Here is a 23,283-nt window from a genome sequence, read left to right on the forward strand (position 1 = left end):
CGAATAATAAGATGAAATACCTAGCGCGGCTTTCCCTCCGCTACTGGTTTGCCTGGTTGGCGGTTTTCTACGGGGTGTGGCTGTTTCTGATTGTCCAAGGGGACAATCTGACATTGGCCCTGGAAAACTGGTCTATGGCATTGGCCATGGCGATTGGCAGTTATGCGGCTGGCTCTACGCCGATGGGTGGCGGTACCGTGGGGTTTCCTGTCTTGGTGCTGCTGTTTGATATGCCGGCCAGCCACGGTCGTGATTTCAGCTTTGCTGTGCAATCCATTGGTATGGTCAGTGCGAGCCTCTTCATTCTTTGCCGGCAGCAGCAATTGGCATGGTCCATGTTGCGCGGAGCCCTATTGGGGGCACTCCTGACAACACCCGCAGGAATTCTGCTGTTTGCACCACTGATTCCCGAGCTGTGGGTAAAACTGTCTTTCGCCGTGCTTTGGGGCAGTTTCGGAATATTTCACTTGTACCGACTTAGCGAGATCACCGACTGTGAGCATGCGGGCGACCCTCAGTGCCCAACAGATTTTCGGGTGGGCTTGTTATTGGGGGCCTTTGCAGGTTTCAGTGTTGTGGCAGTCACTGGTGTGGGTGTGGATATGTTGGTCTATGCAGCTCTGGTGCTGTTGAGTCGCGTAGACCTCAAGGTGGCTATCCCTACTTCGGTAGTGATTATGGCGTTTTGCTCTGTGCTCGGGGTACTGGTGAAGTCTTTGGTCGGAGACTGGCAGCCGGGTGTATTTGGCAATTGGCTGGCAGCGGCGCCGGTGGTGGCTCTGGGCGCCCCCCTGGGTGTCTTTGTGGTTGGCCTGATTGGGCGCAAGCCCACGCTTCTGATTGTGGCCTTCCTGTGTGTGGTACAGCTTGGGTGGACCTGTATGTCTGAGGAAGAGGCTATGCGCGGTTATGGTGGTTGGCTGGTGCTGTTGGCATTACTGATCTGCCTGGCGGGTTTTGAGTGTTTGCGGGCTCTGGGGTTGCGCCGGGAACAGAACAGGCAGTTATCGGCTGGCTGTCAGGATCTGGTGGGTGAGCGTGGTTCAGTGGATACCGACCCGGTGCTTGTACAGGGTCTTAAGTAGTTACTGTTCTAGCTAGATAGAGGCGAATGGAGCTGTACTCTGAAATCAGCACGCTAGTTTTTGGATTGCTGCCCTGGACTGGGCCTGAAGAATAAATTTTGGAAGATGGCTGGGGCGGAAGGATTCGAACCTTCGCATGACGGGATCAAAACCCGCTGCCTTACCGCTTGGCTACGCCCCAGTTTCAAGACCCACAAAGAATAGTCTCTGTGGTTTGAAATGGTAGCAAGGGGGAGACTCGAACTCCCGACCTCAGCATTATGAGTGCTGCGCTCTAACCGGCTGAGCTACCTTGCCATTTCTTTTGTTGCCTCGGCCTTACCGAGGGCGCGCATTATTAATCGATGGGCTGGGTGTGTCAACACCTTTTTTGTATTCTTTTCAGTTAGTTAGCGATTTTTTTTATCTGAACCCAGGGGCTTGCTGGGGTGGCGCCCGGAACTGATAGCGGCAAATGCCGAACCCGCTACTACGGCAACGGCGCCAGCCCAGCTGATCCAGTTCAGAGGCTCAACAGCAATATAGTCCGGCCAGATACTACTGATCAGCGTACTGAGCAACAGGGTGATCACTGGCACTAATGACAAGGTAGCGCTGACACTGGATGCCTCCCAATTTGCCAGGGCTTTACTGAAGGCGCCGTATGCGATCAGGGTGTTTGCAGTAAGGAAGGCGAGCAGGGCCCACTCCAGCCAGCCGAGGTGGGAAACCTTCATTGGATCGGCCATTGGCAGGAAGCACAGGGTGCCTGCGATATAAATCACTACCAGTAGGTCCTGAGGTGTTGCCCTGCTCAAGATTTTCTTCTGGAAGAAACCGTACACAGCCCAGGTGACAGCGGCAATCAGGATATAACCAAGCCCGAGCAGATAGTCTCCACCCGCACCACTGGTGAGTTCTTCCAGGCGCTGGTTGAAAAACAGTAGCAGGCCGATCACCACCAGAGCTACACCACCCCATTGGCGAAGGGAAAAACTTTCCCCCAGCCAGAGCACGCTGGAGATAAGCAGAAGCAGGGGCGCCAATTGGATAACCATCTGAGCGGCACCAGGGGTGATGTAATTCAGCCCGCTGGCATAGGCGAGATAGTTTACCAGGAGGCCGATTACAGCCAGCAGTGTGAATGGCAGGAGTATGCGGCTAAATAGTGGTCGCAAGTTTAGTGCGCGCGCCTGGCCGTAATAGAGCCCTGCGAGCAGAGCTGCACCGGCAAAGCGATACCAGGTGGCGGTACCAGGGCTGATATGCCCGAGGAGCCCTTTGAGGGCGATGGGCAGCGTCGCCCACATAAATATGGTGACCAGGGTCAGGGGCAGGCCCACTTTCCAGTTTGATTGCGCCATTGCTTCTACGCTGATGGGAAAAGCCTCCCCTCTGGGGGGAGGCGAAAAAGGGAGAGGGTATTAGACGTTAAAACGGAAGTGGATCACGTCACCATCGGCAACAATGTAATCTTTGCCTTCCAGTCTCCATTTGCCGGATTCCTTTGCGCCAGCCTCACCATTGTTGTTGATAAAATCGCTATAGCTGACCACTTCCGCGCGGATAAAGCCCTTTTCGAAGTCAGTATGGATCTTGCCCGCCGCATTCGGCGCGGTAGCTCCCAGCGGAATGGTCCAGGCGCGCACCTCTTTTACACCGGCGGTGAAGTAGGTATGCAGGCCCAGCAGTTGGTAGCCGGCGCGGATAACACGGTTCAGCCCGGGTTCTTCCATACCCAGTTCTTCCAGGAATTCCTGTCTCTCATCGTCATCCAGCTCGGCAATTTCCGCTTCAAGCTTGTTACAGATTGGCACCAGTACCGCATTCTCTTCGGCGGCGATGGCAGCAACGGCATCCAGGTGTGGATTATTCTCGAAGCCGTCTTCGTGCACGTTGGCGATATACATGGTTGGCTTAACGGTGAGCAAGCTCAGCTCGCGCAGGTCTGCCAGCTCATCCTCGGAAAGGCCGAAGGAGCGCAATGGTTTGGCTTCATCCAGGTGCGGCTGGATTTTCTCCAGCAGCGCTTTCATCTTGATAGCGTGCTTGTCCTGGCCTTTAGCCGCGCGGGTAAAGCGCTGCAGAGCTTTTTCAACGGTATCCAGGTCGGCGAGGGCCAGTTCGGTGTTGATCACCTCGATGTCAGCAACAGGGTGCACCTGATTGGCCACGTGGATTACGTTGTCATCTTCAAAGCAGCGTACAACGTGGGCGATGGCATCGGTCTCGCGGATATTGGCGAGAAACTTATTGCCCAGGCCTTCGCCCTTGGAGGCGCCCGCAACCAGCCCGGCGATGTCCGTGAACTCCATCGTGGTCGGAATAACTTTCTGTGGCTTAACGATTTCCGCCAGCTTGTCGAGGCGGGTGTCTGGTACCGGCACTACGCCGGCATTGGGCTCGATGGTACAGAAAGGGAAGTTCTCTGCATCGATGCCCGCCTTGGTCAGTGCGTTAAATAAGGTGGATTTGCCCACGTTAGGCAGGCCGACTATACCGCAAGTAAAACCCATGGTGATATTTTTCCGTTTGCCTGAGGCGCGAAGCGCGCACTCTGCTAATTGCGTTTGAAGTCCGGTAGTGATTGCGCTGGCGGAAGTCTGGGCAGGCTGGGTAGCGCGGCCGCTGAATGATCCGGGCCAGTCGGGAAAATACCGGCAATTTGGCGCAGCACACTATCGAGATTTCCGGAGCAAAAGGCAAGCTACCCGGGGGGATCTATTTGGCGGTGTGCAGCGTTTTCATGGCTGAGCCCCAGTCGCCAGTGGCGGCGGTGGGCAGTACGTCGATCGAGCGATCGATGGCATCAGCCAGTGTTTCCTGTTCCGCTCTGGGAGCTCGCTGGAGTACAAACCGGGACACTTCGCTCGAACTGCCAGGGTGGCCGATGCCGAGTCGCAAGCGCATAAAGTTTCGGTTGTTGCCCAGTGCGGCAATGATATCCCTCAGGCCATTGTGTCCGCCGTGACCGCCGCCGGCTTTCAGGCGCGCGATACCGGGGGCGAGGTCCAGCTCATCGTGAGCGACCAGTATGGCTTCCGGGGGAATTTTGAAAAAGTTCGCCAATGGGCCGACAGACTGGCCGCTGCGATTCATATAGGTGGTGGGGATCAGCAACCGGATTTCCCGGCTGCCGATCCGCACACGGCCTGTGAGGCCGTGGTATTTGCTGTCCTGGCTGAGCTGGGTGCCATGTTGGCGGGCCAGCTCGACAACAAAATCAGCACCGGCGTTGTGCCGTGTCCGATCGTATTCCGGCCCGGGGTTTCCCAGGCCGACAATCAACTGGATCGGGGTATCCGGTGCCGCAGCCAAGGCGATTACTCTTCGCCTTCGCCAGCTTCGGCTTCAGCGTCAGCTTCAACGGCGCCGCGAGGCTTGTGGATAGACGCTACAACCAGGTTGTGGTCTTCGCCGTGGCTCAGGTCTGCAGACTCAACGCCTTCTGGCAGTTTCAGGTCGGAGATATGCAGGATGCCATCCAGCTCCAGGTCTGCCAGGTCCACCTCAATGAACTCAGGCAGCTTGCCAGCAGGAGCATTCACTTCCAGCTCGGTCAGGGTATGGGAAACGATACCGCCGGCTTTAACGCCTTTGCTGGTGTCTTCGTTAAGGAAGTGCAGAGGCACTTTAACGTGTACTTTGGTGCTGGCAGAAACGCGCTGGAAATCGATGTGCAGAAGCAGCTGCTTGGCGGGGTGGCGCTGCAGATCGCGCAGGATCACTTTCTCTTCTTTACCATCGATGTCCACGGTCAGCATGGAAGAGAAGAATGCTTCATTTTCCAGGGCCTTGAACAGGTCTTTTTGCAGCAGGGATACGGATTGCGGCTCAGCTTCACCACCGTAAATGATGCCGGGTACACGGCCTTCCAGGCGACGCAGGCGGCGGCTCGCACCTTTCCCTTCATCGCTGCGGGCAATGGCGTTCAGTTTGATATCAGACATGGGTTAAACCTCGGGTTGTCTGTCCAGAGAGACCTGCGACCGGACCGCTCTGGCGTTTGTGTAAATTGGGCTGTTGGGCCCAAAAGTAATCGCCCGGCGGTGCCGGGCGGGCGCGTATTCTACGGGAATCAGAGCCAAAGGCAAAGTGCCCCGCATAGCGGGACACTCTGTGTTTATTTGGTATGCATTCCCATTCCGGTCTTAACGGAACATCGCGGAGAGGGATTCTTCATTGCTGATGCGACGCATGGATTCGGCCAGCATTGCGGACAGGGTCAGCTGGCGAATCTTCGGGGCCTTCTCCATCTTGTCCCCCAGGGGGATGGAGTCGGTCACTACCAGCTCGTCCAGTACGGAGTTGTTCAGGTTACTGATGGCGTTACCGGACAATACCGGGTGGGTACAGTAGGCAACTACCTTCTCCGCACCATGTTCTTTCAGGGCGTTGGCGGCATTGCACAGGGTGCCGGCGGTATCGACCATGTCATCTACCAGCAGGCAGGTGCGGCCGCTGACTTCACCGATGATGTTCATCACTTCTGCGACGTTAGCAGCCGGGCGACGTTTGTCGATGATAGCCAGCTCACAGTCGAGGCTCTTGGCCACTGCGCGAGCGCGCACAACACCGCCGATATCCGGGGATACTACTACCAGGTTCTGGTACTTCTGGCGCTCGATATCGTCGAGCAGTACAGAAGAGCCATATACGTTATCTACGGGCACATCGAAGAAGCCCTGGATCTGTTCAGCGTGCAGGTCGACAGTCAGTACGCGGTCGATGCCCACGCTTACCATCATATCGGCAACTACTTTTGCGGAAATAGGTACACGCTGGGATCTTACGCGGCGATCCTGGCGAGCATATCCGAAGTAAGGTACTACGGCGGTAACGCGGCCAGCAGAGGCACGGCGCAGGGCATCTACCAGAAGGATCAGCTCCATCAGGTTGCGGTTGGTGGGTTGGCAGGTGGACTGCACAACGAAAACGTCGCGACCGCGTACGTTATCGGTAATTTCAACTGCAATCTCACCGTCGGAGAAGCGCTTAACCGCAGCTTCGCCCAGGGGGATCGCCATATGGTCGACAATTTTCTGTGCCAGTTCCGGGTTTGCGTTGCCGGTAAAGACCATTAAGTCAGCCACTGCGAGTTCCTTTGATTCTGTCTTGATGTGAATTGAAGTGTAGATGCCCGCATTTTCCGCTAGAAGTTGGGATGCGATAGCATCATTTTTATACTCGGGAATGCAGGGGGGAGCGAAGCAAAGTTGGAGTAGATTGCTGGCTTGCCCTGGTCATCCAGGTGATTGCTCTTAGCTTTGGGGAGCCTCCAGGTTGTCGAAAGGTGTTTGCCAAAAAGCTTGCCTGTGACATCTCTGTAAAGTTGGAGGGAGGCTGCTCTCAGACCTATGCGGATGGCCCGGGCCGGCTGGGTCAGTGTCGACTGAGACATGTCGGAACCGGTTTTTGCTTGCGCCACAGCATACAAAAGAAAATGGCTGGGGCGGAAGGATTCGAACCTTCGCATGACGGGATCAAAACCCGCTGCCTTACCGCTTGGCTACGCCCCAGTATTTTTCCTCAATCTCTTGAGGCTAATTTCGCGAGCTTCTGATGTACAGGTGAAACCTGGATACCATTTGCTATAAAACCCTGCCATTTTCGCGGTAGCCTGGCAAGTGCCGATTTGGCTGCTTGCTCAGTTTGGAAGGCGGTGAAGACACAGCTTCCAGTGCCTGTGAGTTGAGCTGGTGCAAATTGCTCTAGCCACTCTCTGGCATCGCGAACTTCAGGGTAGAGACTCTCAACCAGTGCCTGGCAGTCATTACCGGAAAAAGCTTCCAGTTTTTCACTGCTGAGCGGCGTTTCTGTGAGCTGCCCCTCGCGAAGGGCCGCTAATGTAATTGCGACAGAATCTCTTGTCAAACGCGAATCGTGAAAAATTTTTGCAGTGCTCACTTCGCAACCAGGAGACACCACCAAGTAGTGGCGTTTTTCAGTGATAACAGGAGTTAATTTTTCCCCAACGCCTTCGGCCCAGGCAGTATGTCCGCGGACAAAAAGTGGAATGTCGGCACCGAGTTGGCGGCCCAACTCGGCCAGGGTATCCATAGGCAGGTTGCAGCGCCAAAGATGATTAAGGCCCAATAAAGTAGTGGCTGCGTCACTACTGCCCCCGCCGATACCCCCACCGTGCGGTAGTTTTTTAATCAGGCGAATATGTGCACCAGGCAATTTTTCACCGGCAAGCTTGGCTTCCTTTCGAAGAAGCAGGGCAGCCCGGTAAACCAGATTGTCCCGCTCGGCTACATCCAGTTCACCGGCATCTACGCTGATGACATCATCAGCGCGTGCAGAAAACTCCAGTTCGTCACCGTAGTCGAGTAATTGGAAAAGGGTTTGCAACTCGTGATAGCCGTCGGCACGTCGGCCAAGAATACGCAGGGTCAGGTTCAGTTTTGCGGGGGCGGGTAACTTCAGCATGCGTGGTGGTTGGGTCGGTTAGCTTTGTTTGGCCCATGATACCCGCATGCTGAGGTTTCGGCATTTAAAAACCCCAGTCCTTGATAACCAGGGTTACATTCACAGGTCCGGCGGCGGCGTTGGTTTGTGCCTTGATGCGGGTGGGCAGGGTGAAAGGCCCATTTTGACGATAGTCGCTAAAGCTGAGGGTCCAGCCAGATTGCTGCAGGCTTTGCAACAGTCCCTGATCATTGTGTCTTTCTGCACCCCTGGGCCCGGGAGCAGGCAGACCTCGTACCCAGTAAAACATTTCACTGGCGGGCAGTGGCCAACCCAGGGTTTGCTCAGTGAGTTGGGCTGCGTTGCGCGCGACAACCGGGGCCTCATCACCGCGCACCAAGCTGACGCCGCCTGCGGAGCCGGAAATGACTGTAGTGCCGGCACCAAGCGGGCCACTCAGGTGAATACGAAAGTTTTGCGCACCGCTTTGCTGCCATGTCAGGTTGGCGCTGCCATTATCGGCCGGCGAGCGCACCCCGAGCTTGCCCTTAATCGTCCACTGCTTAAGCTGTGCCACCGATGTGGGTGTTGCAGTTTCTTGTGGGGTATCGGCTGCCGGTTGTTCCTTGGCTTTTTGCCCTGCACAGGCTGACACCAATAGAGCGAGGGTGGCCACCAGTAAAAAATAGAACTTTCGTGTAACGGTGGTTTCAGTTGTCAGATGCATGCTGTTCCAGTGTTTCTTTAATTTGTAAACGCTTCATTGCGGCCGGAATAATTTTGCTCTGGGGGTTGAGCTTCATTCCATCCCTCCAGATTTTTAAAGCTCCTTCACGATCGCCCTGTACCCAGAGCACTTCTCCCAGGTGCGCAGCAATCTCGTGATCGGGTAGTTTGTCCATAGCCTGACGTAAATACTTTTCCGCAGCAGAAAAATTACCGAGACGGTACTGGACCCAACCCATGCTGTCGATAATGGCTGGATCTTCGGGCTCCAGTTTCAGCGCTTTACTGATCAGCTCAAAAGCCTCCTGGAGGCGGGCATCATCATCAATCAGTTTATAGCCCAGGGCATTGAGTACAGTGGCATTTTCGGGGTCGCGCTCCAGCAAGCTGCGCAGGTCATGCTCGAAGGCAGTGGCATTGCCAAGTTGGTCGTTGAGAAGTGCACGCGTGTACATCAAACGACCACTGCCACTCATTACTTTTAGTCCCTGCTCAACCCGCTCCAGGGCTTTTAGTGGTTCATCATTTTTTCGCAACAATTCGACCTCCATCAGGAAAAAATGTTCTTCCTGTCGAGGGTGTTGTTGGCGAAGTTTGGTAAACCACTTTTCATTTTCATCATGCTTGCCACTGGTTGCGAGCAGCTTTGTGCCTTTGGTAATGGCTTCCACATAATCGTTGCCGGGCTCCACTTGGCGGAAGTGTTTCACGGCAGTGGCAATCTCTCCTCGCTTTTCGGCCAGGCCGCCAAGATAAAAATGTGCTGCTGATTCGTGTTGTTCCAGCTCCAGAAGTTTATCGAGCAGTGGTTTGGCCAAATCCAGCTGATTGGTTTCGTATTGAATCAGGGCCAGTGACAAGATTAGGTTGCCGTCTTCAGGTCGTTGTTTGACCAGCTCGGCGAATTGCTGGCGCGCCAGTGCAAGGTCTTCGCGTATTAGCAGGCGCGCATATTGGAGGCGCAGGCGAGTCTCATTGGGGTGGACGCTGACCAGTTTTTCCAGGAGCTCAATGGCTTCACGCCGCTTGCCCAGGTCCACCAGCAGATGGCTCTGTAACAGTGGAGCATCCAGTTGGTCTGGATGACTCTCCTGGATACGGCGCACTACTACTAGTGCCTGGTTGTATTGCTCGGTAGCGCGTAGCACCATTGCATGGGCCAGTGCCACTTCGTCGTTGTTTGGGTACGCCCGCGCCAGCCTGGCAAATTCTGCGCGTATCCGATCGTCGAGCTTTTCACGGCCAATGGCTGTGGCGGCGAGGGATTGCAGCGGTGCTTTGCCTCCCAATTTTAGAGCCTGCTCCGCGTGGACCATGGCCTCTGAGAGTTCTCCTGCAAGAGTTAGCTCAGCAGTGAGCGCCAATTGGGCATCGGCATTGTCTGGTTCCAGCTCAACCCAAAGCTGTGCTGAGCGCAGGGCAGCCTGACGGGCATTCAGGAAACGGGCGATACGTGTGGCTCGTTCGGCGACGCCGGCGTCCTTGGTAACTTCTGCCTGGTGGTAGTAGTTGGCCAGTGCTACATCATACTGTTCACGAATACCGGCAACTTCAGCCACCAGAAGTGTGTAGAAGGTATCGATAGGAAAAGCGCGGGGTTCGCTCTCTGGGGAGGCGTCGGCGCCATCCTCTTTTAGGTTCTGAGCCACTGGTGGTGATTTGGCATCAGTAGCTGCCTCTCGGGGCTGAACCTGGGCACAGGCTGCCAGCAGCAGGCAGATGGTCAGAAGCAGGGTGGCCGAGGCATTATGATTTGAATCGGGCTGTCGGGGTGGGAGCATAGATCGTGTCCATACGTTGCTGCGGCGCGTAAGCTGTATACGAGTGGCGTGTTTTAAACGATTATCGCCATATAATTCTAGTCGCGAATCCGCTTCTGGACGCTGGGTCCCGGTCCGCTAAGTCAAATCAGCGCGCAATTAAACCGTCTCCCGACCTTGCAAGCAAAGCGGCGGCCCGTGAAAATGCGCCCCCTATACGGATGATGTACTCCTAGATTTATAGCCGACGGAACTCTATGCCAATTCTTACCCTGGGGATCAACCACGATAGTGCACCGATAGAGGTGCGCGAACGGGTCGCCTTTGCGCCCGAGGTGATGCCCGGTGCCCTGGGGGATGCGCGCAAAGCGCTCGACTGTCGGGAGCTTGCGATTCTATCCACTTGCAACCGCACCGAAATCTACGGGAACCTGGAGGCGGAGCCTCTGTTGCGGTGGTTGGCAGAATACCACCAGATACCGCTCGAACAACTGCGGGGCTGCAGCTATGCCCACACTGGGGAAGCGGCGGTTCGCCACATGATGAGTGTTGCCTGCGGCCTTGACTCACTAGTTCTGGGCGAACCGCAAATCCTTGGCCAGATCAAGTCTGCTTATGCTGTGGCGAGGGAGTCTGGCAGTGTGGGTAGTGAGCTGCACCGGGTATTTCAGCGCGTGTTCACTGTGGCAAAGAAAGTTCGTACCGAAACGGCTATCGGCGAAAACCCGGTGTCTGTGGCCTATGCTGCCGTTTCTCTCGCTTCACGCATTTTTACCGATCTGAAAAAGCAAACCGCACTTTTGATTGGTGCGGGCGAGACAGTAGAGCTGGTTGCGCGTCATTTACTGGATCAGGGCATCAAACAACTCATTGTGGCCAACCGTACCCTCAGTCGTGCGCAGTTGCTGGCAGAGAATTTTGGTGCTGAAGCGATTCTGCTTGCCGATATTCCCGAACATCTTGCCCGCGCGGATATTGTAATTAGCTCTACTGCCAGCCAACTGCCAATTTTGGGTAAGGGAGCAGTGGAGTCGGCTTTGCGCAAGCGTCGTCACAGCCCGATGTTTATGGTGGATATAGCGGTACCGCGGGATATAGAGCCCCAGGTTGGTGAACTCGATGATGTATACCTCTACACCGTAGATGACTTGCGCGGAGTGATTGATGAGGGCATGCGCTCTCGAGAGAGGGCGGCAGAGGCGGCGAGAGAAATTATTGAAGTCGCCGCGGCAGAATTCTCTAAAGAGAGTCGGGCGCTTGGTGCAGTGGATACCATCCGCAGCTATCGACAGCGTGCACAGCAAATCAGCGGTACTGAATTAGAAAGGGTACTCTTGCAACTGGATAAGGGTGAGGATCCTCGCCGCCTGATGGAGCAGTTGGCCCGCTCACTGACAAATAAATTAATCCATGCGCCTACGATCAGCCTCAAAAAAGCGACAGCTGAAGGCGACCTGGAGCGGCTGCGCATTGCCCGCGAAGTGGTTGGGTTGGATGACCTTGCCGATATCGAATCAGAGAAAAAACACAGATGAAAGAATCGCTACTGAATAAACTGGAAAACTTGCAGGAACGTCACGAGGAAGTGTCGGCGCTGCTAGGTGATGCCAGTGTGATTTCCGACCAGGATCAGTTCCGCGAGTTATCGCGGGAATACTCCGAGCTGGAAGAAGTGGTCAAATGTTATGGCCGCTATAAACAGCTTAAAGAAGATATGGCAGCTGCGCAGGAGATGCTCGATGAGAGCGATCAGGAAATGCGTGAAATGGCACAGGAGGAGCTGCGCGAGGCCGAGGCCCAGGTGGAACCCCTGGAGCGTGAGTTGCAGACTTTGCTGCTACCCCGCGACCCCAATGATCGCAAAAATGTCTTTTTGGAAATTCGTGCAGGCACTGGCGGCGACGAGGCGGCAATTTTCTCTGGTGATCTATTTCGCATGTATTCGCGCTACGCGGAGAAGCAGGGCTGGCGTATTGAGATCGTCAGTGAGAATGCCGGCGAGCATGGAGGCTACAAGGAGATTATCACTAGAGTGGCCGGTGAAGATGTGTATGCCAAGCTGAAATTTGAGTCCGGTGCTCACCGTGTGCAGCGAGTTCCGGAAACGGAATCCCAGGGGCGTATTCACACCTCCGCCTGCACAGTGGCGGTGATGCCTGAGCCCGATGAGCGCGATGCTATTGAAATAAACAAGGCCGACCTGCGTGTGGATACCTATCGCGCCTCGGGTGCCGGTGGCCAGCATGTAAACAAAACTGACTCCGCTGTGCGCCTGACCCATTTGCCCACCGGAATTGTGGTTGAGTGCCAGGACGAACGCTCTCAGCATAAAAACAAAGCCAAGGCGATGGCGCTTTTACAGGCCAAGCTTTCCAGTGAACAAGAGGCCGCTGCGGCACAGGAAATTTCTGATGCGCGCAGGAGTCTGGTTGGCAGCGGAGATCGCTCCGAACGCATCCGTACTTACAATTATCCCCAGGGGCGGGTGACTGACCACCGTATTGGCCTGACCTTATACAAACTCGATGAGGTGATGCAGGGTGCTCTGGAGGAGGTGATTGGTCCGCTACGCACTGAGCACCAGGCGGACCAGCTGGCCGCTATGGGGCAGTAGTTGAAGTTCAGTGTGACGTTACTGGGTAGAGTTTTCCTATGAGCAGTGTGAAGGGTAATCTCGCCCGTAGTGTTGAACTCACTAATAGCGAGTCGGCTCGTCTCGATATAGAAGTGCTGCTTGCACATATTCTCGGCCGTGAGCGCACCTGGCTCTATACATGGCCAGAATATGAACTCACTACTGCCGAGCAGTATGAGTTTGACGTATTGCTTGTGCGGCGTAAAAACGGCGAGCCGGTTGCACATCTAACCGGTGAGCGGGAGTTCTGGTCGCTCATTTTAAAAGTCGATGCCTCTACCTTGATTCCCCGCCCTGATACCGAGCTGCTGGTGGAAACAGCCCTGGCACTTTGCCCTCAGAGCACACTGCGAGCGCTCGACCTGGGTACCGGTACTGGAGCTATTGCACTGGCGTTAGCTTCTGAAAAACCTGGCTGGCAAATTGTGGCTGCGGAGAAATCTGCAGCGGCGCTGGCACTGGCTGAGAGTAATCGTAAACGGCTTGGCTTCGGCAATGTGCAGGTTTTGGAGAGTCATTGGTTTGCACAATTGCCACCGCAGCACTTTTCATTAATCGTCAGCAATCCCCCATATATTGATGCCGCCGATCCCCATTTAGTAGAAGGGGATGTACGCTTTGAGCCGCGCTCGGCCCTGGTGGCAAAACGGGAGGGGCTGGCAGATATAGAGCTGATTGCTGAGCAAGCCGGAGATTTTCTGGATGAAGATGGCTGGTTGTTGGTAGAGCACGGTTGGCAGCAAGCGGAATCCGTTCGGAAGATTTTTATTGCAGCGGGGTATAGGGATGTTGAAAGTCGCAGGGATTATTCCGGCTGGGAGAGAATAACGTTGGGTCGGAAGTAGCTGTGGCCCGGCACTAAAAAATAGTCTGGAGGACTGATAGGGAGGGAGTCTATGCACGATCACGTCCACCACCGCAACGGCAATGGTGCATTGCGCCCACTCGTTATTGCCTTGCTTCTCACACTGAGCTTTTCAATTGTTGAGGCCATCGGAGGATGGCTGTCGGGTTCCCTTGCTCTGCTCGGGGATGCCGCCCACATGCTCACAGATACATTTGCCCTGGCGCTTGGAGCTATTGCCGCGGTGCTGGCGAAGAAGCCTGCGGACCGTGAGTTGTCTTTTGGCTGGGGGCGTGCGGAAGTACTGGCGGCAGTGACCAATGGTCTGATTATGCTGCTGATTGTCGTGGGAATTTCCTTTATGGCCATCAACCGCTTGCGTAACCCGCAGCCGGTACACGGTAGCACCGTGATGCTGATAGCTACAGCAGGCCTATTGATCAATATCCTGGCGGCCTGGGTATTGTTACGGGGGGAGCGCACGCTCAATATTCGCGGCGCACTGCTACATGTGATGGGAGATATGCTGGGCTCAATAGCAGCTTTAGCGTCGGGGGCAGTGATTTATTTCACTGGCTGGGTGCCGATTGACCCTTTGTTGTCGCTGCTGATCTGCTTCCTGATTCTGATTTCATGTGTGCGCCTGCTGCGCGATGCCGTAGATGTTTTGATGGAAAGGGTGCCGCGTGAACTGAGCCTGCCAACAGTGGGGGAGACCCTCGTGCAGGTTACCGGAGTGCGTTCAGTACACGACTTGCATATCTGGCGGCTGGACTCCAGTACCATCTCTCTTTCGGCGCATATTGTGGTGGATGATCTGCAGGCTTGGCCGGCGGTGTTGGAGCGCTTGCGGGAGACCCTGATCAAGCGCTTTGGTATTGATCATATTACCCTGCAACCGGAGCCTATAGCGCAGGAAAGTATCACTATTATCGATAATGTCAGCGGCGCTTAGTCCTCTTCGCCCCGCAACTTCGCTGGGTTTTCAGTAGAGGGGGCAGCTGCTGAAGCTTTGCTGGCTTTGTTGTGGGTGTTTTCCTTGGCAGGCCCTTCCGCGACAACTTCCTGAGGCTGGCTGATCTGCTCCTGAGGGGCCTGGATGCCGATATGGTAGGCGGCGAATCCGGGCTGCACTACCTGGTCCAGAGCCATACCAAGTACTCTTCCGTCGTGCTCTGAACGTATCTCGGTACGCACATTGGTAATGGGGTTGGTGACTGTACCTAGCAGGTCTCCTTTGCGTACGAACTCACCCAGCTGAACTTCACTGAAAATAATGCCGCCATTGGAGGACCGCTGCCAGGTGGAGTTGTAATACACGGGCTCAGGATCCCCCCACAGGCGGAACTTACTTACCATTCCCAGCTGGTTAAGCAGGGTGCGAATACCTTTCACACTGTGGCTGACAGAGCGTTCATCCAGGACCATGGGTGCGCCGGCTTCCAGGGTCACTGTGGGGATGCCCGCCTCCACGGCTGCTCGGCGCAGTGTGCCCTTGGCCCCGGCACTGTGCAGTACCACGGTAGAGCCAAAGCCCTTGGTCATTTTTACAATTTTTGGATTGGTCAGGTCGCCGCGTAACTGGGGCAGGTTGGTGCGGTAAAAGGAACCTGTGTGCAGATCAACCACTGCATTACAGTGGGTGATCACTTCGTGAAAAAAAGAATTTGCAATGCGAGAAGCGGAGGAGCCATTGGGATCACCGGGAAAATGCCTGTTGAGGTCGCGGCGATCCGTGAGATAGCGGGAGCTGCGGTGGAAACCCTGTAAATTGACAATAGGTACCCCAATAACCGCACCGTTTAGCTGCTCAGCATCCAGGTCATACATAACCCTGCGCACTGTTTCGACGCCATTTAGTTCATCTCCGTGAACCGCAGCGGTAAGGCAGAGTACCGGTCCGGGCTTTGCTCCATTGACCACGAGTACAGCAGTAGGGCTGTAAACCCCCTCAAAATGCTGGCTGGGTGACCAAGCCAGGCGAGTGGAGGTGGCTGGAGGTACCTCGGCGCCGAGCAGGCGAAGGGGTTTGGCCTTTTCTACCTCTATGGAAATATTTCCCTGGGAGCTTGGGATTGCCTTGGATACCGGCTGAGCAGAGGGGTTGGTTTCCGGCTCTTTCTTGGTGGTGGGGGTAACTTCGAGCTCGCCGATTGGTTGATCCAGCTGCAGATTCTCTGCCTGTGGGAGAGATTGCTGCTCCGCGCTTTTCTCATTCCCTGTAGTTGCCGGTACAGTTTCTGTACTGTTGTCGTCATCACTGGCTCCTGTCGGTGGGCCTAGCTCTGAGATAACTGGCTGATCCAGCTGTAAGTTTTCCGCTTTGGGCACGGCCTGCTCCTGTCCCTTATCCCCCTCACTCAGGGCTGTGGCCTGGGTCGAGGTAAAAAATAGGGCGAGGCTAAGCAGGCGGTGCGGCCTGGTCAGGGAGAGGCGCAAAATCATTCGGTACTCCGGTCAACTTCGTATGGCGGGCTGTGCTGATTATTGGCTGGTGTTCAGCACGCTTGGGGACTTGGAGCGCCAGTATAGTCAAAGCGTTCCCTGAGAATGTGATACATCGCCAACTACAGGGGCTATCTAGCGCGTGCTATCGCTACACGGCTGGTATGCCTAAATCGTAGTATCAGTAAAACTGAAGCGGTTCCGAGGCCAATACACACACCGGTCCAGTAGCCGTAAACACCCCAGAAATTTTCTCCCAGCCAGTAGGCGCTGGGGAGGCCAACCAACCAGTAGGAGAACAGTTGGACATACATGGGAACCCTGGTGTCTTTGTAACCCCGAAGTGCTCCCCAAGTCATAGCTTGGGCGACATCCACCAACTGGAAGGCGGCGCAGAGCAACAGCAGGTTTGTGGCTACAGCGATAATTTCCGCATTATCTGTGTAGGCTTGTACAAACAGGCTGCGCAGAGTAATTAACAGCAAACCGGTCCCCAAGGCATAGATTACACCGGTACCGATGCCCACTTTGCCAGTAAACATCGCCCGCTTTGGGCGGTCCTGGCCGAGAAGATGCGCTGTTCGAATGCTAAGTGCTTGCGCTAGTGCCAGTGCCACCAGGTAAAAAATCGAGCCGACATTCATGCTGATCTGGTGGGCAGCTACGATGGCTGCACCATAGGGGGCCAGTAAAACTGTCAAGCTTGCGAAGAATGTTACCTCGCCAGCAGCGCCCACGCACACAGGCAGGCCTACCGCGAGCAAATGACGCAGGGTTGGCCAATGGGGTTTATCAGGTATTAACCTGAGCTTTAAGGAGTGATAAACCGGGTCATTACCTGCATGCCAGAACAGTGCCAGGGCAATAAGACAGCTGACTGCAGCGGTGGCCCAACCACAACCAGCGCCGCCCATGGCGGGAATGGGGCCAGCACCAAACACAAAGAGGATATCCAGCGGAATATTAAGCAGGGCGGCAGCTAAATAGATGCGCATGACCGGGCGCACCTGCCCCATACCCTCGCAGTAACCGCGCAGTGCGGTGCCCAGGGCAAATGGTAGCGTGCCGGCGGTGAGAGCCAGAATATAGCCCTCTAAAACCTGGCGAACTGGTTCTTCCGTATCAATCCACTGGCTCCATATTGGGACCGCAAGCAGCGCGAGAAGTACGAGTATCCCGCCAATAAGGGCAATCCACAGGGCTTGGTGCAGTTGCTTGGCACAGCCTTCTTCATCTCTTCCGCCGCGTAGGTGGGCAACTGCTGGGGATACTGCGGCAAGAAGACCGATCAGGGTTACAGCGCATACTGCCCAGATGCTGGAGCCGAGCGCCAAGCCCGCCAGGTTCACCTCACCAGCGCGGCCGGCAACAATAGTATCCACAACCCCCATACTCACTACCGCCAGGTTACTGACCACTAGTGGTCCCCCCAGCGTAGTCAGGTGGGATAATTCGGTGGAGATGGCGCGTCGATAAAGCTTAAACAATGGGTGAACCAGATTTCTTGGAATAGTGCCTGTGGATAACTGTGAGATACCAGCCAATTCCACCAGAAGACTGTGGCAATACAGTTTTTATCGAATTGACCGGCTTTGCCAAATGGCCTTAAAGGCTAGGTGGGGGGCTGAAAGGGAAGTACAGCACAGGTAACCCGTCGCCAAAAAGGTCGCTTATTCTACGGTGAAATCTGTTCTTCGCCCAGCGGTTAGGAGGGGATTTCCTGCAATAGTTTGGCGACTGTTTGCGCCGCATTGATGATACAGCCATGGCTCTCGGCAATTTCAAGGTAATGCCACCCGGGGATTTTGCGTGCCTGTTCGCCACTGATGTTGGCAGGGGGGTAATAAGGCTTGGTGCAACGAATATATGTACAAGGCGGCCCTTGTGCCGGGGCTTGGCTCAGTTGGATTGGGTCCAGGTAGGTTTTTACCGGGTGTGGTGTCATATGCCTACGCAGCCAGTTTAGCTCCTGTGACTTCTTAATCCCCATCAACCTCGGGTCCATCGGCATAAAGCAGCGAGTACCTTGAGTCTCTTTTGCCGCGGCTAACCGCCGGGAGCGTATTTTTTCTGGCAGCTGTTCAGCAAAAGCGTGGCCGGGTAGTGGAATAGCGCCATCCAGGTAGACCAGGCGGCGAATACGTTGCGGCATGGCATCTGCGGCACCAGTAGCGGCCATGCCGCCAAAGCTGTGGCCTACCAGGATAACCTGTTCCAGCTCCTCGAATTCAATCACATTTACCAGGTCCTGGATAAATGTATCCATCCCTATGGATGGGGATAGCAAATGGTGTCTTTCGCCTAAACCTGTCTGCGTGGGGGTGAAAACCCGGTGCCCGGCGGTTATCAGGTGCTGTACTACGCGGGCCCAGCACCAGCCCCCGAGGAACATACCGTGGACAAGTACATAGGTGTTCACCCAACTGTCCTCATATTGCCATTGAAGGAACAAGCATAGTTGGCTGTGGCAGGGACTCTCTTGTAAGAGATGCCGTATTCGCTCGACTAAAGTGAACAAATACAGCAAAGAGAGTGATGATAATGAGTGGTGCGATGAATACCCTGAGCAACTGGTACGGTTGCTTTTTGCATTTCGTGCACAAGATTGACTGGCTTGGGCCTCTAGCGTTACGAATCTACCTGGCACCCATATTTATTTTGGCCGGGCTCAACAAAATGGGCAGTATTGATGAGGTGGCTGCGTGGTTTGGCAATCCTGACTGGGGCCTGGGCCTGCCGGCGCCAATGTTTATGGCTTGGGCAGCGGCGCTGATTGAATTCTTTGGTGGTATTGCCATTCTGTTTGGCTTTGCTACCCGCGTGGTGGCGATTCCACTGATGTTTGTAATGGCAGTGGCTGCGATCACCGCGCACTGGGAGAATGGTTGGTCGGCCCTGCCGGATAAGACGTTAGTGGCTCCTTGGGAATGGCGTGAGGATTTGATTGATGAGGCCATTACCCGTAAGGAAAGGGCGGTTGAGCTGTTGAAGGAGCATGGTAATTATCAATGGTTATCCGAGGCGGGCAGTATCACTGTCCTGAAGAACGGTATTGAATTCTCCGCAACCTATTTCATTATGTTGTTGGCGCTGCTCTGCAGCGGGGCCGGGCGCTTTGCCAGCCTTGATTATTGGCTGTGCCGCCATTTTAGCAGGCGGGAATCCGTCTAGAGTGATGGTATACTCGCCGATTATTTGAACATTTGAGCGAGTATTTCACTTGATAGGAAAGTTGTTCCGTCGTTCCTCCTCTAAAGAGGATAAGAGCCCACGCCAGGGAGATGAGCGCTCCAAGCGCCGCAAAGATGACCAGAATCCAGCGGATCGCGCCTCAAAAGGCCATTCTGCTCGGGACAAGTCTGGTCAGGGCGAGGGTAGGTCGCGCCGGAGCGGCGGTAAAGCTTCCCACAAGGGGCGCCAGCGCAGTCGCAAACCCAAGGTGGAGATTGCGGTGACACCTTGGTCACTGGATGACTTCCAGGTTCCTGAACAAGAGGGCAAGGTACGCTTTCACGATCTGGGTTTGCCCCCGGAACTGATGCGGGGAATTCACGACCTGGGCTTCCAGTATTGCTCCCCTATCCAGGGGCGCTCCCTGCCGCATACTCTGAATGGTCACGATTTAGTCGGTAAGGCGCAGACGGGTACTGGTAAAACGGCGGCCTTTCTGATTACTGTCATTGAAGACTTACTTCGCCACCCCTTCGAAGGCGAGCGCTATGCCGGTGAGGCCCGTTCACTGATTATTGCACCTACGCGTGAATTGGTGATGCAGATCGCTGATGACGCCAAGGCCCTGTGTAAGTACACGGGCCTGGAAATCCATACCCTGGTTGGTGGTATGGATTACGACAAACAGCAGCGCAACCTGAATGAGCGTTTGGTGGATATCCTGGTTGCCACGCCTGGGCGCCTGCTGGACTTTGTCGGTAATCGCGATTGTTATCTGGACCAGGTAGAAGTCCTGGTAATCGATGAGGCGGATCGCATGCTGGATATGGGATTTATCCCCCAGGTGCGTAGAATCGTGCGCCAAACTCCCCGCAAAACTCATCGCCAGACGATGTTTTTTTCTGCCACTTTCACGCCCGAGGTGGATGCACTGGTTGAGCAGTGGACCGATGATCCGGTAATTGTGGAAATCGAGCCTGAGCGGGTTGCCACAGACAGTGTGGAGCAGCATGTATACCTGGCCGCTAGTGAGGAAAAATATGCGCTGCTTTACAACATCCTACAGCGCGAGGAAGTCGATAGTCTGATTGTATTCGCCAACCGCCGCGACCAGTGCCGACGACTGCACGAACATCTCCTTGCCCACGGTATTGCTGCTGGTTTGCTCTCAGGGGAAGTCGCACAGAACAAACGTGTGCGCACCCTTGACGACTTTAAGTCGGGCAAGACCAAAGTCCTTGTGGCAACAGATGTTGCCGGACGTGGTATCCATATCGATGGTATCAGTCATGTAGTGAATTTCACTCTACCGGAGGAGCCGGAAGATTACGTGCACCGAATTGGTCGTACAGGCCGGGCGGGCAAAACAGGTACCTCTATCAGCTTTGCCTGTGAAGATGATGCCATGCGCCTTGAGCCGATTGAGCAACTGTTGGGCCAAAAGTTGAAATGTGAAGTGCCGCCGGAGGAACTATTGGTAGAGCCCCCGCGAGTGAAAATTCAGCGAAGCCGTGAGGATAGAGGTAGCCGCAGTAGCGGAGGTCACCGTCGCCACCGCCGGCATTAAGGCGTTAAAACCCAATACAAAGCATATCTATCGATACTGAGAGTTAGTGGTTCCAAGGTTTTGAGTAGTATTGGTTATCGACGCGATATCGACGGGTTGCGCGCTTTAGCGGTTCTGCCGGTAGTTTTTGCCCATGCAGGGCTAGAAGGGTTTTCAGGTGGATTCGTCGGTGTCGATGTTTTCTTTGTGATATCTGGCTACCTGATTACCAGTATTCTGGTGAGGGAGGTTGAGGCAGGTAGCTTCTCCCTGGCAAATTTTTACGAACGGCGCGCCCGTCGCATCCTACCTGCCCTTTTTGCTGTCTTAATAACAACGATTGCGGTGGGGTGGTTTGTTTTACCGCCGGAGCCTCTGAAAGAGCTTGCTCAATCGGTGCTCGCTACAGTCCTGTTCGTCTCGAATATATGGTTTTGGCAGAGCACAGAGGATTATTTTGGGGCTGGCGCAGATTGGCAGCCTCTCCTGCATACCTGGTCCCTCTCGGTTGAAGAGCAATTTTACCTGGGTTTCCCTCTTTTAATATGTCTCTTGGCTGCCCGAGGGCGCGGCCCGATGTGGCTTGTTGTGGCGGGAATATCACTGCTTTCTCTCGGCCTTTCAATCTGGGCCACCAGTGCACAACCTTTTGCTAATTACTTCCTTACTCCAACTCGGATATGGGAGTTGGGAATTGGAGCGTTAGTAGCACTGGGAGCATTTCCGAATGTGAAGCGGGCTTCGCTTCTGGAGCTGGCAGGGGCGCTCGGCACCTTAATGATCCTCACCAGCGTGTTTTTATTTGATGCCTCTACTCCCTTCCCGGGTGTTGCCGCTTTATTGCCTTGTGTGGGCACTGCCACGCTGATCTGGGCCGGCAGTCAGCGACTAACAGTGGCCGGCTTTCTTCTATCGTCGCGGCTTCTGGTTTCGGTAGGCTTGATTTCCTACTCTCTATACCTTTGGCACTGGCCTGTGTTGGTTTTGTTTAGGTTTTTAAATGGCTCGGCTGAGCTTCCATTTGAAATAGCCACAAAGGCAATCCTGGTGTCGGGGGGGCTTGCCTGGGTGAGCTGGAAGTTTGTGGAAGCACCTTTTCGCCAGCCCTCCGCGCGAGGGGTATCAAAACGTGGCCTGGCAAACACTTTCGGTGTAATGGCGATGCTGATCGTTTCTGTCTCCCTGGTAATCAATGTCAAAAAGGGTGTGCCTTCCCGTCTTCCCGAGCCATTATTTGCCACCTATCAAAATGCCAAAGAACGAACGTCTAAAGAGCGTCGCTGTATGGAGCGTTTACCTGAAGAAGGGCTCTGTGAATTGGGTGAGGCGAGCAGTGGAGCCTCAGTGGATTACCTGCTCTGGGGGGATTCCCATGCAGGTGCGTTTCTGCCTGGTTTTGAGCACTGGCTGAAAGTAAAGGGTTATCGCGGTATTGTGGCTGCAAAATCTGCCTGTGCGCCACTCCTTGGTATTGTTCGTCTAGAGATGGGCGCTATGCATGGATGCGATACTTTTAATGCCCAAATAATGGAGATGCTGGAACAGCGAAAGGATGTGAAGACCGTAGTTTTAGTGGCGCGGTGGGCACTGGTAGTGGAGGGGAGTCGTTCCGCCGGTGAAAGTGGCCCGCCGGCAGTAATGGGGTTGGCAAAGACGGCATATGAAAAGCCCTCTTCTGGAGGAGCTTCTGTGAATAATTTTGAGCTGGTTGCCCAAGGTCTCCATCAGACTGTTGCTCGTATCCGTGCGAGTGGGCGTGAGGTAATAATTGTGGAGGGAGTCCCTGAAATTTCTTTTTCTGTTCCGCTTGCCATCGCCAGCGCCGAATTTATCGGCGCACAACTGCAGGGCGCTCCGACCAAGAGAGATGTAGAAGAGCGTAATAAGAGAGTTACAAGAATCTTTAATAGTCTGGGAAAGGAGTTCCAGATAGAGCGCGTAAGCTTGGTGCCAGAATTATGTCCATCTCGATGCCAGATTCAGGTTGATGGGGAGCCCCTGTATCGTGATGATGATCACCTGAGCACTTTTGGCTCAATACGCTTGGTCCCGCAGATGATGGATAGTATCCCCAATGGTTAGGCCTTGATGCCCGCTAGTAATAAAGTTACTGCTGTCATGAGTCTACAAAGATACTGTCTCATCGGCGGGTAGGATTAGCATTGGGATAATAGCTGTGCGTCTTCAGCCCTCTTCAATCATTTAAGTTTGTTTTTGAATTAAATTGGATACTGTTGCTCCAATAACACACAGGGTGCAGTTGACCCTGGGGCGTGTCAGCATTCGAAAATTTCTCCCTTACATGAAATTGTTATAGTGCGAATGCGGACTCTCTCCCCTCATCCATAAAATTGAGTCCAGCTTTTACAGCACATCCTCAAGCAGAATTTACAGCAGTTGAGGAGTGAGGGAGTCGAGTTTCTATCCTTAGGGAAAAGAGGAAACTTCTATGGCTACATCGACGTGTGCAAAAAAATGGCCGATTGACCTTTTACCTGAATCAGCGCCTTGAGATCTTCTCAGCTGAGCGCCTCGGTTTAAAATTAAGCTCTTCCAGTAAGTTATTGGAGCATTCTGGGTGCGCTTTCCCAACCTCAATGAAAATATCGAGATTTACTATGACTACTTTTCAGAGCTAAATCTGTGTAGAAAAGTATTCGGCAGGGACTCCTTACCTATTT

Annotated in this window: 19 protein-coding genes and 3 tRNA genes; 8 read left to right on the forward strand and 14 right to left on the reverse strand. The window is 54.5% G+C overall.

Going from position 1 to position 23,283, the window contains the following annotated elements; genetic code table 11:
• Positions 1–11: 11 nt before the first annotated feature.
• On the forward strand, positions 12–1,085 hold the full coding sequence (locus tag ABWV76_RS11530) for a sulfite exporter TauE/SafE family protein (RefSeq protein WP_353376012.1): 1,074 nt from the start codon (positions 12–14) through the stop codon (positions 1,083–1,085).
• A 106-nt stretch (positions 1,086–1,191) separates the two neighbouring features.
• On the opposite strand, the gene ABWV76_RS11535 is transcribed toward ABWV76_RS11530, so the two are convergent.
• From ABWV76_RS11535 to ABWV76_RS11585, 11 genes are all read right to left on the reverse strand, one after another.
• A tRNA-Gln gene (locus ABWV76_RS11535) sits at positions 1,192–1,266 on the reverse strand.
• A gap of 39 nt (positions 1,267–1,305) precedes the next feature.
• A tRNA-Met gene (locus ABWV76_RS11540) sits at positions 1,306–1,382 on the reverse strand.
• A gap of 92 nt (positions 1,383–1,474) precedes the next feature.
• Positions 1,475–2,428, reverse strand: coding sequence for a DMT family transporter (locus tag ABWV76_RS11545; protein WP_020412546.1), 954 nt, complete (start codon positions 2,426–2,428; stop codon positions 1,475–1,477).
• Positions 2,429–2,488: 60 nt separating this feature from the next.
• On the reverse strand, positions 2,489–3,580 hold the full coding sequence (ychF, locus tag ABWV76_RS11550; RefSeq protein WP_020412547.1) for a redox-regulated ATPase YchF: 1,092 nt from the start codon (positions 3,578–3,580) through the stop codon (positions 2,489–2,491).
• A gap of 205 nt (positions 3,581–3,785) precedes the next feature.
• Positions 3,786–4,382 (reverse strand): aminoacyl-tRNA hydrolase, encoded by a 597-nt coding sequence (gene pth / locus ABWV76_RS11555; RefSeq protein WP_282952619.1) that lies wholly within the window; start codon positions 4,380–4,382, stop codon positions 3,786–3,788.
• Between the two features lie 5 nt (positions 4,383–4,387).
• Positions 4,388–5,014, reverse strand: coding sequence for a 50S ribosomal protein L25/general stress protein Ctc (locus ABWV76_RS11560; RefSeq protein WP_353376013.1), 627 nt, complete (start codon positions 5,012–5,014; stop codon positions 4,388–4,390).
• A 201-nt stretch (positions 5,015–5,215) separates the two neighbouring features.
• Complete coding sequence (locus ABWV76_RS11565) at positions 5,216–6,145, reverse strand: ribose-phosphate pyrophosphokinase (RefSeq protein WP_040628500.1); 930 nt, start codon at positions 6,143–6,145, stop codon at positions 5,216–5,218.
• Between the two features lie 363 nt (positions 6,146–6,508).
• Positions 6,509–6,583 (reverse strand) — tRNA-Gln (locus ABWV76_RS11570).
• A 10-nt stretch (positions 6,584–6,593) separates the two neighbouring features.
• Positions 6,594–7,496, reverse strand: a complete 903-nt coding sequence (ispE, locus tag ABWV76_RS11575) for a 4-(cytidine 5'-diphospho)-2-C-methyl-D-erythritol kinase (RefSeq protein WP_353376014.1) — start codon at positions 7,494–7,496, stop codon at positions 6,594–6,596.
• Between the two features lie 64 nt (positions 7,497–7,560).
• Complete coding sequence (gene lolB, locus ABWV76_RS11580) at positions 7,561–8,202, reverse strand: lipoprotein insertase outer membrane protein LolB (protein WP_282952621.1); 642 nt, start codon at positions 8,200–8,202, stop codon at positions 7,561–7,563.
• Positions 8,186–9,982, reverse strand: a complete 1,797-nt coding sequence (locus ABWV76_RS11585; RefSeq protein WP_353376015.1) for a tetratricopeptide repeat protein — start codon at positions 9,980–9,982, stop codon at positions 8,186–8,188. The genes lolB and ABWV76_RS11585 overlap by 17 nt, the downstream gene beginning before the upstream one ends.
• A 236-nt stretch (positions 9,983–10,218) precedes the next feature.
• On the opposite strand from ABWV76_RS11585, the gene hemA reads away from it, so the two are divergent.
• From hemA to ABWV76_RS11605, 4 genes are read left to right on the forward strand one after another with little or no spacing between them, the layout of a single operon-like run.
• Positions 10,219–11,496, forward strand: coding sequence for a glutamyl-tRNA reductase (hemA, locus tag ABWV76_RS11590; RefSeq protein WP_020412554.1), 1,278 nt, complete (start codon positions 10,219–10,221; stop codon positions 11,494–11,496).
• The gene (prfA, locus tag ABWV76_RS11595) at positions 11,493–12,575 is read left to right on the forward strand and encodes a peptide chain release factor 1 (protein WP_020412555.1); all 1,083 of its coding nucleotides are present in this window, start codon (positions 11,493–11,495) and stop codon (positions 12,573–12,575) included. The genes hemA and prfA overlap by 4 nt, the downstream gene beginning before the upstream one ends.
• Before the next feature lie 38 nt (positions 12,576–12,613).
• Positions 12,614–13,441, forward strand: a complete 828-nt coding sequence (prmC, locus tag ABWV76_RS11600; protein WP_353376016.1) for a peptide chain release factor N(5)-glutamine methyltransferase — start codon at positions 12,614–12,616, stop codon at positions 13,439–13,441.
• Between the two features lie 51 nt (positions 13,442–13,492).
• Complete coding sequence (locus ABWV76_RS11605) at positions 13,493–14,395, forward strand: cation diffusion facilitator family transporter (RefSeq protein ID WP_020412557.1); 903 nt, start codon at positions 13,493–13,495, stop codon at positions 14,393–14,395.
• Here the strand turns inward: ABWV76_RS11605 and ABWV76_RS11610 are convergent.
• From ABWV76_RS11610 to ABWV76_RS11620, 3 genes are all read right to left on the reverse strand, one after another.
• Positions 14,392–15,885 carry a succinylglutamate desuccinylase/aspartoacylase family protein gene (locus ABWV76_RS11610; RefSeq protein WP_353376017.1) on the reverse strand — a complete coding sequence of 498 codons (1,494 nt, stop codon included), beginning with the start codon at positions 15,883–15,885 and terminating at the stop codon, positions 14,392–14,394. The genes ABWV76_RS11605 and ABWV76_RS11610 overlap by 4 nt on opposite strands.
• A gap of 131 nt (positions 15,886–16,016) precedes the next feature.
• A complete protein-coding gene (locus ABWV76_RS11615; RefSeq protein WP_353376018.1) occupies positions 16,017–17,372 on the reverse strand; it encodes an MATE family efflux transporter in 1,356 nt (451 codons plus the stop codon).
• 218 nt (positions 17,373–17,590) lie between these two features.
• Positions 17,591–18,304, reverse strand: a complete 714-nt coding sequence (locus ABWV76_RS11620; protein WP_026304995.1) for an alpha/beta fold hydrolase — start codon at positions 18,302–18,304, stop codon at positions 17,591–17,593.
• Positions 18,305–18,426: 122 nt separating this feature from the next.
• Between ABWV76_RS11620 and ABWV76_RS11625 the strand changes: the two genes are divergently transcribed.
• From ABWV76_RS11625 to ABWV76_RS11635, 3 genes are read left to right on the forward strand one after another with little or no spacing between them, the layout of a single operon-like run.
• On the forward strand, positions 18,427–19,056 hold the full coding sequence (locus ABWV76_RS11625; protein ID WP_020412561.1) for an HvfX family Cu-binding RiPP maturation protein: 630 nt from the start codon (positions 18,427–18,429) through the stop codon (positions 19,054–19,056).
• 49 nt (positions 19,057–19,105) lie between these two features.
• A complete protein-coding gene (gene rhlB / locus ABWV76_RS11630; RefSeq protein WP_157533416.1) occupies positions 19,106–20,623 on the forward strand; it encodes an ATP-dependent RNA helicase RhlB in 1,518 nt (505 codons plus the stop codon).
• Between the two features lie 60 nt (positions 20,624–20,683).
• On the forward strand, positions 20,684–22,684 hold the full coding sequence (locus tag ABWV76_RS11635) for an acyltransferase family protein (RefSeq protein ID WP_353376019.1): 2,001 nt from the start codon (positions 20,684–20,686) through the stop codon (positions 22,682–22,684).
• Positions 22,685–23,283: the final 599 nt, after the last annotated feature.

Source organism: Microbulbifer sp. NBRC 101763 (genome assembly GCF_040371615.1).
Classification (GTDB): Bacteria; Pseudomonadota; Gammaproteobacteria; order Pseudomonadales; family Cellvibrionaceae; genus Microbulbifer; species Microbulbifer variabilis.